Origin of the sequence: Algoriphagus marincola DSM 16067, assembly GCF_000429405.1 — a bacterium.
Lineage (GTDB): Bacteria > Bacteroidota > Bacteroidia > Cytophagales > Cyclobacteriaceae > Algoriphagus > Algoriphagus marincola.
On sequence record NZ_KE386897.1, the window covers coordinates 298,286 to 311,826 of the forward strand.

The window sequence follows — 13,541 nt, forward strand, 5'->3', positions numbered from 1 at the left end:
AGGTAGGGAAAAAAGGTGGGATCAAGGTTATCTCCCTGTGAAGTTCCTGATCGGAAAAAATTAATCCTTGGGAAGTGTACTTTGAATTCCTTGCTTTAATCCATTTCCTTCGGACGGAAAAAGCGGCGATAGACGATTTGAGCTTGGAATAGATGATCTCCATAGCGATTGGATCCTACATTGCCGTCTAGGTTGTCTGTGAATGTCCAAAGCATGGTTCCTTCTCCGGCAATGTCTGAATAGGGACCGATTTTAAAGCTTAAGCCAGCTCTTATCGGCACATAGCCAGTGGTGGTTTGATGCTTGGTAGGGGTTTCATCCGGACTGAAAGATTTGGTCTGCTCCGTAAATGCATGAAGCACTCCCAATCCTGCACCGCCATATAAATTGACTTTGGAGCGATGCATATGGTTGGAAAAGCGAATGAGGTTAAAGCTTGGAATCACATCAAAATAGAAAGCAGAGCCTCTAACGGTGAAGGAAGAGAAATTGGCAAACCATTGATCTCGCAATGCAGTAGGAGGGTTGCCGCCACTGCTGATGGATTGCATGCCTAAAGTTGCCCGCACGTCCATGGTAGAGGTGATTTTGCGGGTCAAAGAGACGGCTACAGAAGGCTTGATCTCAAAATCTAATGAACGGTACTGCCCACCATTGTCCAAATACGCGAAAGAAGGACCTGCTCCAATCGTCAATATATTATTTCTTGAAATTCGCTCTTTATAAAAATTCTGGGCTTCTGTCAGAAGGGTAGAAGCTAGCAATACTGGAAGTAAAAAAAGAAGTTGGCGGCTCAAATTCATCACGTTTTATCTGGAAAATCTCTGTGCTGCAAATTTGGCAACAAATATGCCAATGTCTTTGCTTGGATATCCTTAAAAACTCAAAAGTCTCAAATTTTATTGTTCGAAGGGGTGAAAATCAAGGCTCTTGAAAAGCCTTTTGAATATCTTCCTCCGTGGCCCGAAGTTTTTCCTTGCAGGTTTTGACAAGTTCAGAAGCTTCCCTGACCAACTCTGAAAGTTCGTCCACACTTTTTTTTCCTTCTTCCAATTGGCTGAGGATTAGTTCCAGTCTTTCTACAGATTCCTTATACGTTTTCATTTGCCTCCTTTATTTGGGTAATGGTACTTTCTATATCTTGATTTTCCGAGATGGTTCGAAGTCGGTCTCCCACTTTCGCCTTTGTCAAGTGTATGGGGGTTCCGTCTATTTCAGTTCTTGTGTAACCTCTTTTTAGAATGGACTGCGGATCCAGTTGCTCCAGCATCTTTTCCAAGCTTTCCAATCGCTGTGAATTGTTTAGAATGTGCTGATTGCTTAGGCTTTGAATGGATTTTTGCAAGGAGTTTAAAAACTCCAGTTGATTCTTCGTTTGCAAATGGGCTGCCCGGATGACCCGCTCTTTTCGGCCTTCTATTCGCTCATTTTCTAATCGGATTTGAGACAAAACAAGGGACTGAATCCGTTGCGATAGCACACCCAATTGATTTTGGGAAAGTTTAAGCTGCTGATTTGTGATCCGATCAATCCTCGTGACGAGCAGCATCATACTTTCCTCGAAAATCCGAAAACTGGAAAGGATAAATTCCGCCACTGCAGTAGGCGTTTTGAGTTGGGAGTGGGCTACCAAATCTGCTACTGTTTCATCCCGTTCATGCCCGATTCCTGTAATGATGGGTAAGCTACTATTGGCAATCTTGAGTGCAAGTTGATAATCATCAAAGCAATCCAAGTCCAGCTGAGCTCCCCCTCCGCGGATAATGATCAGGGCGTCTAGACCAAGCTTGTCTTTTTGGGATTCAGCCACTTCGATTGCTGCTCGGATACTTGCGGCAGCCTCATTTCCCTGCATCAGGGATGGAAAGAGGCGATGATAGATTTTGTAGGCTTGGCTGTTTTGCTCCAATTGATTGACAAAATCACCATATCCGGCTGCAGTAGGACTGGAGATAATGCCGATTCGCTGAATGACTTTAGGAAGATTGTGCCGGGCATTGAGGCGAAGTATTCCTTCCCGAGTCAAGCGATCGATGGTTTCCTGTCTGATACGGGCTCGTTCGCCCAAAGAAAAAGAAGCGTCTATATCCTTGACATTCAGGCTAAATCCATAAACAGGGTGAAAAGTCACCTGCACCTGAGCGAGGACTTTCATCCCGTTTTTGATACCACTTCCAGTAAGGCTTTCAAACCGGGAAGCAATGGAGCGGTAGGTGAAAGCCCAGCAGTTGGAACGCATTTTGGCTAGCACCTGATTCCCGCTTTTTTCTACCAATTCAAAATAAGCATGGCCCGCAGCAGCTACCCGAAAGTCTGCAATCTCTCCAATCACCCAATAGGTGGGGGTCAACTCATTTTCAAGGGTGGATTTGACGAGTTGCCCGAGTTCGGAAATGGAGAGTGCATTGGTCATTAATAATCGATCTTTTCCAGCGCTGCTTTGATTTTTTGTTTGAGTTCCTCGCTAGCCTCGACTAAAGGAAGTCGGACTTCTTCGCTACACAGACCCATTTCATTCAAAATCACCTTCAAACCTACCGGATTGCCTTCAGCATACATGAGTGGATTGATTTCTAGAAGGGAGTATACAGCCTCCTGCTTTTCGGTAAACCCTCCTTGGGTGAGTTTCCGGAAAGTTGCTGGAAAGGCATTTGCCAAGACTGAAATCACGCCCACTCCTCCGATACTTTGCATAGGAACGGTAAGCATATCATCGCCAGATATCAAGAGGAAATCTTCCGGTTTGTTGGCAGCGATTTCCATGCATTGCGTAAGATCACCAGAAGCTTCCTTGATCCCGATGATATTCTCATGCTTGGCCAGATTCAGGGTGGTTTGAGCTGTAAGATTCGAACCGGTCCGACCTGGAACATTGTAAAGAATGACTGGCACAGGGCACTTGTCTGCGATTGCTTCATAATGAGCCTGAATGCCCGACTGCGAAGGTTTATTGTAGTAGGGACTGACAGAGAGAACTGCATCGACTCCTTGAAAATCAGTGTTTTCAATCTCCTCCAGGATCCCTGAGGTATTATTTCCGCCAAGGCCATACACAATGGGTACACGCTGATCTACGAAGGAGACAGCTGCTTGTAATACCTGTCGTTTTTCTGTTGCAGAAAGCGTGGCTACTTCCCCGGTGGTACCCAAAACCACCAAGTAATCCGCACCTCCATCGATGCAATGATCGATTAGCTTGGCAAGCGCCTTCAGGTCAATATTTTCATTTTTTGTAAAAGGAGTGACCAATGCCACACCAGTTCCGTAAAATTTAGAGTTCTTGTTGTTTTGCATATTAGATGCAAAGATAAGGGTCTATAGGCTTTTTGAGTTCCGTTGATAAAAAATGCTTTGCGAAATATAGGCTTGTAGCTCGGCTCCTAGATAGTTCAAGCCCGCCTGCTGAACATGCAGGTCTCCTGATCTGCCTTCCGGCCAGACAGGCTTGGACTGCAAAAAGGCTTCTGCTAACTGCTACAATGATTCATCTCACTCTTGCTGGCATGGAGTTTAGAATTCTGTTTATTGATAATGGGCCAGCGCTCTGGTAATATGGTAAATCATATACCCCGGGTTGAAACCCGGGGCTATTGAAAAGTTTGACGCCTGCGGCGTCTTTTTCCTCCAGAAATCATATGTTATAATATTTTACTTATATAGTTCAAGCCCGCCTGCCGGACGGGCTTGGACTACAAAAAGGCAGTCTCCTGACTGCGTTTTTAATTCGTCTCCGTCTTGCTGGCAAAAATGACTCTCGCCGCCTTTCGTGTCATCACGCACGGTATTTTTTCAAGGCTTTACTTTCTCTTGCTGGGACTGGATATTCATTTCTTTTTTTAAATAATGGGCCAGCGCTGGGATGGTTTTGTGTCTTTTTACCCAGCATTTCGCTTTGCTCATACTGGGCTTGTACAAGTCGTGCCTTCAGCACTCTTTTTTTCAAGCCTTCATTTTTCCAGAATATTTCCCTCCACGGCCTTTAGGCAGGCACGAACGGAGTGAGGTATATTACAATTGTAATTCGCGGTGAGAGAATGGAATCCTCAACCTTCCACCATCCTCAAAAATTCCTCCTCAGAAATCATTGGCACCCCAAGTTTCTCTGCCTTTTCTTTTTTGCTAGGCCCCATTCCTTCTCCCTCGATGATGAAGTCCAGATTTTTGCTCACGGCACTGATGTATTGTCCTCCGTGCGCTTGTACAAAATCTTTTATTTCATCCCGTTTGAAATTCTCCAGCTTTCCCGAAGCTAAAATTCGCTTCCCTGCCAATGCCTGACTTTTGGGCTGATTTTCATCTTCCTGAATCTCAAAATGTAGCCCTTGTGCCTTCAATCGCTCAATATGCTCCAAGTTCTCCTCCTGTGCAAAAAAGTCCTGAATACTTTGAACCAAGGTTTCGCCCACACCAATGATATCCAGCAGCTGTTCGCTTGATGCCTCTTGGAGCTTTTGGATACTTCCAAAGTGTCTGGCCAAAAGCTGGGCAGTATTTTCACCGATATTTCTAATTCCCAAAGCGAATAGGACTTTTTCAAAAGGCTGTTCTTTAGAAGCTTTGATCCCATCCAGCATATTGGAAATAACCCCTTCCTGGAAGGTGTTTGCCTTTAGTTTTTTAATTCGTTCCCTCACCTCATCAGGAATATCTACCTCTAGTTTGAGCAAAATCCCGTGAACTGTCCCTTCTTTTTTGCTGGCTTCCAAAATGGACTCGAAGTCGGACCGTCTTCCCAAAAAGATATCCAAAACAACGGCTACCGGCACGAAGTCTTCCAATTTGGGCAAATCGGCATGCTCCTTCAATGCATGGATGAGGTAATCCACCATCCCCACGTTAGAGGAGACTTTCTTTTTCCACATTCGGATTTGCTCCTGAAATCCTCGAAGGGTGTCAAAGAGTGGAAGTTCCGCAGCCTCGGTCAAGTACTCTTGGATTTGCTTGAAAGAAATGCTTTCTGTCAGAGCGAAAAGCGCTTTTTCCAAGCTGATATACAATAAGCCGCTTCCTTCTTTTTCGTATTGGTCTTGACTCATTTCCAAGCCTAGGAGATCCTTTTCTTTAGCCTCGAGATCGTAGATATCAGCATAACTTCGGATGAATCCCTGATCAATCAAAGCCCGAATCCGCTCAGTACCCATGGAGTCAATGTCCATGGCCCGCTTGCTGACAAAATGCTCGATCCTTCCCAAAACTTGTGGTGGACAGCCTGCTGCATTGGGACAGAAATGCTTGGCCTCACCCTCCTTTCGCTCCAGTTTAGTCCCGCATTCCGGACAGGTGTCAATATACTGAATAGGACTAGCACCTGCTTTTCTTTTTGCCAGATTGACTGCCGTAATTTTTGGAATGATTTCCCCGCCCTTTTCCACCGAGACAAAATCCCCTTCATAAATTCCCAAGCGCTCGATTTCATTGGCATTGTGGAGGGATGCCCGCTTGACGGTTGTGCCTGCAAGGCTGACAGGAGAGAGATTTGCTACCGGGGTAATAGCACCGGTTCGACCCACCTGATAGGTGATGGAAAGCAATTCCGTCTCAGCACTCTCCGCCTTGTATTTGTAGGCGATGGCCCATCGGGGGTTTTTGGCGGTGAAGCCCAATTCTTCCCGCTGTTGATAGTCATTGATTTTTAGGACCACGCCATCCGTATCTAGCGGTAGTTCATGACGTTTTTCTCTCCAGTCTTCGATATAATCCAAGACCTCTTGGAGCGTTTTGGCTTTCCGGTAAGTAGGGGAGACGTTGAACCCCCACTTTTCGATCAGGTGAATAGCTTCCGAATGGGTAGCTGCTGGTAATTCATCTCCCAACAATTGATAAAAGTAGCAGTTGAGACGACGCTTGGCCACCACGCTGCTGTCCTGCATTTTTACAGTTCCCGAGGCAGCATTTCTAGGATTTGCCAGTAAGGCTTCGCCATTTTTCTCCCGCTCAGCATTGATTTTATCAAATTCCTTTCGGGGAAGAAAGATCTCTCCTCGAACCTCGAATTTATCCGGAACATTCTCACCTTCAATACTTAAAGGGATATTTCGAATCGTCTTCACATTGGCAGTGACATCATCTCCTTTAGTCCCATCTCCTCGGGTGACAGCACGTGCCAAGGTGCCATTTTCATAGACCAAACTGATCGCAACTCCATCGAATTTGAGCTCACAAAAATACTCGTAATCAGACCTACCCAATCCTTTTTCGACCCGCTCATCGAAAGCCTCTAGCTCTTCAATCGTGTAGGTATTTCCGAGGGAAAGCATTTTGTATTCATGGGTGACAGTCTGAAATTCCTTCGTAATGGTCCCCCCCACACGCTGACTCGGGCTATCTTCTCGAAGAAGCTCCGGAAACTCAGTTTCCAAACGGATCAGTTCCTCCAGCAATTGATCGAATTCATAATCCGAGATTTCGATCCGGCTCTCCTGGTAGTAGAGATGGTTGTGGTGATTGATTTCCTTGCTGAGTTGAGCGATGCGTTTTTGGGCTTCTTGCTGTGTCATAATAGTTGAAATGATGGCTAAATTAACTGGAAGTTGGATGCTTGTAAAGTTGTAAGGTGGAAAAGTTTCAGGAGGGTAATACCTTTGTCACTTGTTTTCGAAATAAAGCCTCTATGACTCAAAAAATTAACCAGGAAGCCAAGATTATCGATGCGGCGTATAAGCTTTTTTTGGAAAAGGGCTTTCGCAGCACGACCATGGATGATATTTGTCAGTCTTTGGGGATTAGCAAGAAGACTCTCTATCGCTTTTTCTCTTCCAAAACCGAACTGCTGGCGGCTGCTTTTGAAAAGCTAAAAACCCGAATGACCGCTAAAGTGGAGGCAATCGTGGATAATCGATACATCGCTTTCCCATTGAAGCTAAAATCCAGCCTCTCTGTCATCGCGAACTATTTGGCTCCCATCAATCCTGAGCTGTTTGAGGATCTTCGTGAACATGCCCCTGAAGTTTGGGAGGATCTGATTCTATACATTCAGGAATCTGCCTATGAGCGCTTTCAGCGATTGATTCAGGAAGGGATTCAAAGTGGCCAAGTTCGTCCTAATTTGAATGTAGGCTTGGTGGTCATGCTCTATGCCTCGGCGGTGCAGTCACTTCTGGATCCAAGTTTTCGAGCCAAATTCCCTTCCTCCATCCAAAAGGACCTTCAGATTCCTCCCTCTGATATTTTTGATCAGGCTATTACCATCATTTATCAGGGTATTCTTTCAGAAGAAGCCCGACAGGAATTTGATAATGCCTGATTAGGTACTAGCTTTTCCCTATCTTTGCCCCCTGAAAAACGAATATAGCTTATCACCTGATGAATAAATCCTTCAAACGTCATACCCTTACCGCAGCTTTGCCTTATGCCAATGGCCCCATTCATATTGGTCATTTAGCTGGTTGTTATGTTCCTTCAGACATCTATGCGCGCTACTTAAGGTCTCAGGGCAAGGATGTACTTTTTGTAGGTGGTTCGGATGAGCATGGGGTTGCTATCACCATCAAAGCCAAAAAAGAAGGAAAAACGCCTCAGGAAGTGGTGGATTTTTACCATGAGATGATGAAAAAGAGCTTCGAAGAATTTGGAATCAGCTTCGATCATTATTCCCGAACTTCCGCCAAAATCCATCATGAGACTGCTCAGGGATTTTTCAAGGATCTTTACGAAAAAGGAGAGTTTTTGGAGCAAAGTACCGAACAGTATTACGATGAGGAAGCAGGTCAGTTTTTGGCTGATCGATACATCGAGGGAACCTGTCCAAAATGTGGTTTTGAGCATGCCTATGGTGATCAGTGTGAGAAATGTGGCTCTTCACTCAGCCCTACAGAACTAATTAATCCCCGTTCCAAACTCAGTGGTCGAACGCCTGTGTTGAAAGAAACCAAACATTGGTTTTTGGACTTGGCACGCTATCAGAATTTCTTGAAAAAGTGGATTCTCGAGGACCATGCACAGGATTGGAAAAATAATGTCTTGGGACAATGCCGCTCTTGGCTAGAAGCTGGAGATGGCTTGCAGGCACGTTCCATGACTCGCGATTTGGATTGGGGAATTAAAGTTCCGCTACAAGACGCAGAAGGTAAGGTGCTTTATGTGTGGTTTGATGCGCCAATCGGCTACATCTCTTCTACCAAGGAGTGGGCTGCAGAGCAAGGAAAAGACTGGGAGCCCTATTGGAAAGATGAAGAGACGCAACTCCTGCACTTCATTGGGAAGGATAACATTGTGTTTCACTGCATCATTTTCCCGGCTATTCTGAAGACCCACGGGGATTTTATCCTGCCGGATAATGTGCCAGCGAATGAATTCCTCAATTTGGAAGGAGATAAAATTTCCACTTCCCGAAACTGGGCCGTTTGGCTTCATGAATATCTCGAAGAATTTCCGGGAAAGCAGGATGTTTTGCGCTATGTCTTGACTGCCAATGCACCAGAGACCAAGGACAATGACTTTACCTGGAAGGATTTTCAGGCAAGAAATAATTCCGAATTGGTAGCCATATACGGCAACTTTATCAATCGGGCGGTAGTCCTGACACATAAATATTTTGAAGGGAAGGTTCCTGAAAGAGGAGAATTGACCGGGTATGACCAGGAAGTATTGGATCAATTGGCTGAATTTCCTGCCAAAATCATGAGTTCCATGGATAGATTCCGCTTCCGGGAAGCCTTGGGAATTATGATGGATTTGGCGCGATTGGGAAATAAATATCTCGCAGATACCGAACCTTGGAAGACAATCAAAACCGATGAGGCAAGGACGGCAACCATTCTCAATATTGCCTTGAATATTGCTTCGAACTTGGCCATTGTTTCTGAGCCTTTCTTACCATTTACAGCAGCCAAGTTGTTTGATATTTTCCATTTGGAAGATGCTAACTGGACCAAAGCCGGTAAAGGTGACTTGCTTGTCGAGGGTCAGGAAATCGGGCAATCCGGATTGCTTTTTGAAAAAATCGAAGATGAAACCGTTGAAAAACAAGTACAAAAATTATTAGACGCCAAGAAAATGAATGAAGCTGCAAATGCACCTGTTGCTCCAATGAAGGAGATTATTACCTATGATGACTTCGCCAAATTAGATATGCGGGTGGTGACCGTTTTGGAAGCCGAAAAAATGCCCAAATCCAAAAAACTTCTTAAGTTGAAAGTAGATACCGGAATCGGTCAACGCACCGTGTTGAGTGGGGTTTCTGAGCATTTTGAGCCGGAGTTTTTGATTGGCAAGCAAGTGACCATGTTGATCAACCTGGCACCGCGAAAAATGATGGGGATCGACTCAGAGGGAATGATCTTGATGGCGGAGGACAAAGATGGAAAGCTAAAGCTTCTGACCCCGCATGAGGGAACCGCAAGTGGGTCGACGATTAGCTGATTCTACTTGGAATAGGTGAATTTAAATCCCGCTTGTATATCAAATAGCGGGATTTATTTCATATATCAAGAATTAAATGATTTTTAGCTCTATCTAGTTGAATTATTCTTAAATGCCATTTCCATTTGGTGTTTTTAGTATAAATTAATTTTATTGATTTAATTACCTAGAATAAGTTATCCCTATTCAATCGTTTAGTTTTTTTTGTACCAAAGTATTTATGGTAAATTGAAATATAAATTCACAATTTATGGAAAAGGATATTCGTTGGATTCAACGTTTGGATAACTTTCAGAAGGCAGTTAGTCTGCTTTCGGAGGTGAAACTGATGGATTTAGAAGAACTTTCCCAACTGGAAAAAGAGGGCATCATCCAGCGGTTTGAGTATACTTTGGAATTAGGTTGGAAGACGCTGAAGGATAAAATGGAGTTTGATGGCTTAATTTTGGATCGAATTTCTCCAAAAGTAGTTGTAAAGGAAGCCTTTCAGGCAAAATATATAGATCAGGTTGAGGTATGGCTGGAAATGATTAACGACAGGAATTTACTAAGTCATAGTTATGATTTGGAAACCTTTGAGTCAGTTATTCCTGAAATTCAGTCTGTTTACACACCATTGTTAGCCTCTTTGGTAAAGAACCTTTCAAAGAAATAGTGATGGAAAACTTTGGTCTAAGCGAAAAATCCTACGAAATCCTAAAGAAAATTTTTAAGGATTATCCTACCCTTACCAAGATCAAAGTCTATGGTTCACGGGCCAAAGGGAACTACACTGAGCGAAGCGATTTGGATTTGGTGATTATGGACGATCTCGACCGCAAGACCTTGGGTGAAATTTGGATGGAAATCAATTCCAGTGATTTCCCCTTAAATGTCGATCTCCAGGTTTGGAAAGATATCAAAAATGAGAATTTGAGAGAACACATTCAACGAGTTGGGAAGGTGTTTTATTCAACTCATTACAGCAATGTTTTTGAAGAAAAGTAAACATTTGTATTGGGAAGTGGGGCATTAATCATTGCCCTTTGCACATTGATTTTTTTATTTCCTTTATCTGACTAAGAAAGCTATTTTTACCCCATGCTTTCAGACCAACCCAACCTAGTACCTCAATTAGAAAAACTAGCTACTCAACTTGAAGGTAGCCTGCAATTTGATAGACTGAGTCGGACGCTTTATGCTACCGATGCTTCTGTCTATCGAGAGATGCCGCTTGCCGTTGCCTTTCCAAAAACTGAGTCTGATATACAGAAGCTCATCCAATTTGCTTCAGAAAACGGTACCTCACTGATTCCCCGAACTGCAGGAACTTCGCTGGCTGGGCAATGTGTGGGAAATGGCATCGTGGTAGATGTGTCGAAGCACTTTACCCAAATTCTTGAATTCAACAAAGAAGAGCGCTGGGTTCGCGTGCAGCCGGGAGTCGTTCGGGATGAGTTGAACCGTTTTCTCAAGCCTCACGGTCTGTTTTTCAGTCCGATTACTTCCACAGCCAACCGAGCTATGATTGGCGGTATGGTGGGGAATAATTCCTCGGGAACTACTTCCATTGTCTATGGGGTGACTCGGGACAAGGTAATTTCCCTGAACACGATTCTCAGCGATGGAAAAAAAGTCGTCTTCGGAGAAATTTCTCAAGACGATTTTGACCGAAAGTGTGGGCAAAAAGATCTGGAAGGAAGTCTCTATCGGCAGATTTTTGATGAATTAAATAATCCTGAGGTTCGGGAAGAAATCCATTCCCAATTCCCCAAGAAGTCCATCCATCGCCGGAATACAGGCTATGCAGTAGATGCATTGCTCAAAGCGGAGCTTTTCGAAGGAAAGGAAAAATTTAATTTCTGTAAACTCCTGGCCGGATCTGAGGGAACCTTGGCTTTCACAACCGAAATCAAAATTGCTTTAGACCCACTTCCTGACCCGGTGGACATTGTGGTTGCAGCTCATTTTGAAAGTATTCATGAAAGTATGAAGTCTGCTCAAGTAGCGATGAAGCATCCTGCTACTGCGGTAGAGCTGATGGATAAAATCATCTTGGACTGTACCAAGGAGAGTATCGAATATTCCAAAAACAGGTACTTCGTTGAGGGTGACCCTGAAGCAATTTTGATGATTGAGTTTCGGGGTAAAACACTGGAGGAAGCTATTACAAAAGGGGAAGCCTTGATCGCTGATCTAAAGAAAGCCAATCTAGGCTATGCCTATCCCATCATCGAACCTGAAAAGGTGGCTTCTGCGTGGGCACTCCGAGCGGCCGGTTTGGGTTTGTTGGCAAATATCCCCGGAGACCCTAAAGCGGTGGCATGCATTGAAGATACGGCCGTTGATATCGATGACCTGGCGGATTACATCGCCGAGTTTGATGAGATGATGGTTGCCTTCAATCAAAAGCCGGTGCACTATGCCCACGCTGGGGCTGGGGAGATTCATCTTCGTCCGGTTTTGGATTTGAAGACGCAGGAAGGAGTAGAGGATTTTTACAAAATTTCCCGTGCTTCCGCTGATTTGGTGAAGAAATACCAAGGTTCGCTTTCCGGCGAACATGGAGATGGACGGGTTCGGGCAGCCTTTATCCCGCTGATGGTTGGGGAAAAGAATTATGAACTGTTTCGCAAGATTAAATTCACTTGGGATCCGAAAAATATTTTCAATCCGGGCAAAATCGTGGATGCTGCTCCCATGAATCAATTTCTCCGCTATGAGACTGGTATGAAAACACCTGTGCATCAAACGGCTATTGACTTTTCGAATGTGGGAGGAATCCTCCGAATGGCTGAGAAATGTAATGGTTCGGGAGACTGTCGCAAACTTCCGGGATCGGGAGGAACGATGTGCCCGAGTTATATGGCGACCCGGAATGAAAAGGACACAGTTAGAGGTAGAGCAAACACACTTCGGGAGTTTCTGACGCTGGATAAAAAAGAGAACGCTTTTGACCATCCTGAGATCAAAGAAGCTTTAGATCTTTGCCTCAGCTGTAAGGGCTGTACTGCAGAATGTCCATCTAACGTGGATATGTCCAGTATGAAGGCCGAATTTCTATATCAATACCAGAAGACACACGGAGTTCCGCTTCGCTCCAAAGCTTTTGCTTATATCAATGAGTTGAATGAATTGGGATCGAAGGTGCCGGGAATTGCCAACTTTTTTTTGAGAAACTCCTTGACAGGAGGATTGATGAAATCTGTCCTGGGTGTTGCTCCCAAGCGAAACCTACCCGAAATCAGCGGTATCAGCCTTCGAAAGTGGTACAAAAAGCACTACGCTTCCCTTCCAGGACCTTCAAATAAAATCAAGTCGGTTTATTTCTTTGTGGATGAGTTTACCAATCACAATGACACTGAAATAGGTACAAAAGCTATTTCCCTTTTGAAAAAACTGGGATACGAAGTTAAAATTGTGGATCATCAGGAAAGTGGTCGATCTGCTCTTTCTAAAGGCCTTTTGCAGAAAGCAAAGAAGCATGCGGAGGCCAATGTGCGAATTTTTGCTGATTTGGTAGATGGGAATACGCCTTTAATTGGTTTGGAACCTTCTGCTATTTTAAGTTTTCGGGATGAATATCCTAGAATCGTCAGCAAAGAATTGGTCAATGCTGCGAAGAAATTGAAGTTTCATGTGCATTTGATTGATGAATTTTTGGGCAAGGAAGTAGCTGCCGGGAATATCAATTCTTCTTCCTTTACCGCTCAAACCCAAAAAATAAAGCTTCATGGTCACTGTCATCAAAAGGCGCTTTCTTCTTTGACTTGGACGCAGAAGATACTTTCCCTTCCAGTAAACTACAGCGTCGAAACGATCCCAAGTGGCTGTTGTGGAATGGCCGGTAGCTTTGGCTATGAAACTGAGCATTATGAGGTTTCACAGCAGGTAGGGGAGTTGGTACTTTTCCCTGCAGTGAGAAACACAGAAGCCGAAACCATCATCGCCGCTCCAGGTACTTCTTGCCGTCATCAGATAGCAGATGGCACCGGACGAAAGGCAATGCATCCGGTTGAGATTTTGTGGAAAGCATTGAAAAACTAAACAGAAATTAAAATCTTCCTCCTTGCTTCGGATTATTTAGCCAAGTTGATTTTGGCTTTTTTAAATGGCTAAAAAAGGCATAAAGGCTATTTTTACCCAAATGTCGGGAAAATGTCGGGTCAATTCCGCCCCATTTTCGTCCTAAAGTTTCTCTA

The 13,541-nt window shown here is 44.3% G+C and carries 11 protein-coding genes; 5 read left to right on the forward strand and 6 right to left on the reverse strand.

The features are described 5' to 3' along the window. Nucleotides 1-95: 95 nt before the first annotated feature. The 6 genes from G457_RS0116380 to ligA all read right to left on the reverse strand — a co-directional run bounded on the left by G457_RS0116380 (nt 96) and on the right by ligA (nt 6,497). Nucleotides 96-797 (reverse strand): hypothetical protein, encoded by a 702-nt coding sequence (locus G457_RS0116380; RefSeq protein WP_248602872.1) that lies wholly within the window; start codon nt 795-797, stop codon nt 96-98. 124 nt (nt 798-921) lie between these two features. Beyond that, nucleotides 922-1,104 carry an exodeoxyribonuclease VII small subunit gene (gene xseB, locus G457_RS0116385; protein WP_026947427.1) on the reverse strand — a complete coding sequence of 61 codons (183 nt, stop codon included), beginning with the start codon at nt 1,102-1,104 and terminating at the stop codon, nt 922-924. Continuing rightward, complete coding sequence (xseA, locus tag G457_RS0116390) at nt 1,091-2,413, reverse strand: exodeoxyribonuclease VII large subunit (protein WP_026947428.1); 1,323 nt, start codon at nt 2,411-2,413, stop codon at nt 1,091-1,093. Before xseA ends, xseB begins: the two co-directional genes overlap by 14 nt. Continuing rightward, entirely contained in the window at nt 2,413-3,294 is an 882-nt protein-coding gene (gene dapA / locus G457_RS0116395) for a 4-hydroxy-tetrahydrodipicolinate synthase (protein ID WP_026947429.1), read from the reverse strand. The genes xseA and dapA overlap by 1 nt, the downstream gene beginning before the upstream one ends. A gap of 478 nt (nt 3,295-3,772) precedes the next feature. Continuing rightward, nucleotides 3,773-3,943, reverse strand: a complete 171-nt coding sequence (locus tag G457_RS22840; protein ID WP_155847180.1) for a hypothetical protein — start codon at nt 3,941-3,943, stop codon at nt 3,773-3,775. A 100-nt stretch (nt 3,944-4,043) separates the two neighbouring features. Further along, nucleotides 4,044-6,497: an NAD-dependent DNA ligase LigA gene (gene ligA, locus G457_RS0116410; RefSeq protein WP_035484138.1), complete on the reverse strand. Its 2,454-nt coding sequence runs from the start codon at nt 6,495-6,497 to the stop codon at nt 4,044-4,046. A gap of 113 nt (nt 6,498-6,610) precedes the next feature. Here ligA and G457_RS0116415 point away from each other — a divergent pair, with 113 nt between their 5' ends. From G457_RS0116415 to G457_RS0116435, 5 genes are all read left to right on the forward strand, one after another. After that, nucleotides 6,611-7,243 (forward strand): TetR/AcrR family transcriptional regulator, encoded by a 633-nt coding sequence (locus G457_RS0116415; protein ID WP_026947432.1) that lies wholly within the window; start codon nt 6,611-6,613, stop codon nt 7,241-7,243. Nucleotides 7,244-7,302: 59 nt separating this feature from the next. Then, a complete protein-coding gene (gene metG / locus G457_RS0116420) occupies nt 7,303-9,360 on the forward strand; it encodes a methionine--tRNA ligase (RefSeq protein WP_407637280.1) in 2,058 nt (685 codons plus the stop codon). Nucleotides 9,361-9,610: 250 nt separating this feature from the next. After that, on the forward strand, nt 9,611-10,015 hold the full coding sequence (locus G457_RS0116425; RefSeq protein ID WP_026947434.1) for a nucleotidyltransferase substrate binding protein: 405 nt from the start codon (nt 9,611-9,613) through the stop codon (nt 10,013-10,015). A 2-nt stretch (nt 10,016-10,017) separates the two neighbouring features. Beyond that, nucleotides 10,018-10,347, forward strand: a complete 330-nt coding sequence (locus tag G457_RS21750) for a nucleotidyltransferase family protein (protein WP_051260868.1) — start codon at nt 10,018-10,020, stop codon at nt 10,345-10,347. Between the two features lie 93 nt (nt 10,348-10,440). Beyond that, nucleotides 10,441-13,386 carry an FAD-binding and (Fe-S)-binding domain-containing protein gene (locus tag G457_RS0116435; RefSeq protein ID WP_026947435.1) on the forward strand — a complete coding sequence of 982 codons (2,946 nt, stop codon included), beginning with the start codon at nt 10,441-10,443 and terminating at the stop codon, nt 13,384-13,386. The last annotated feature ends 155 nt before the right edge of the window (nt 13,387-13,541 follow it).

Excerpts from the sequence above, each read along its gene's own strand:
- xseB (WP_026947427.1), bottom strand. The coding sequence starts at position 1,104 with ATGAAAACGTATAAGGAATCTGTAGAAAGACTGGAACTAATCCTCAGC.
- xseA (WP_026947428.1), bottom strand. The coding sequence starts at position 2,413 with ATGACCAATGCACTCTCCATTTCCGAACTCGGGCAACTCGTCAAATCC.
- dapA (WP_026947429.1), bottom strand. The coding sequence starts at position 3,294 with ATGCAAAACAACAAGAACTCTAAATTTTACGGAACTGGTGTGGCATTG.
- ligA (WP_035484138.1), bottom strand. The coding sequence starts at position 6,497 with ATGACACAGCAAGAAGCCCAAAAACGCATCGCTCAACTCAGCAAGGAA.
- G457_RS0116415 (WP_026947432.1), top strand. The coding sequence starts at position 6,611 with ATGACTCAAAAAATTAACCAGGAAGCCAAGATTATCGATGCGGCGTAT.
- metG (WP_407637280.1), top strand. The coding sequence starts at position 7,303 with ATGAATAAATCCTTCAAACGTCATACCCTTACCGCAGCTTTGCCTTAT.
- G457_RS0116425 (WP_026947434.1), top strand. The coding sequence starts at position 9,611 with ATGGAAAAGGATATTCGTTGGATTCAACGTTTGGATAACTTTCAGAAG.
- G457_RS21750 (WP_051260868.1), top strand. The coding sequence starts at position 10,018 with ATGGAAAACTTTGGTCTAAGCGAAAAATCCTACGAAATCCTAAAGAAA.
- G457_RS0116435 (WP_026947435.1), top strand. The coding sequence starts at position 10,441 with ATGCTTTCAGACCAACCCAACCTAGTACCTCAATTAGAAAAACTAGCT.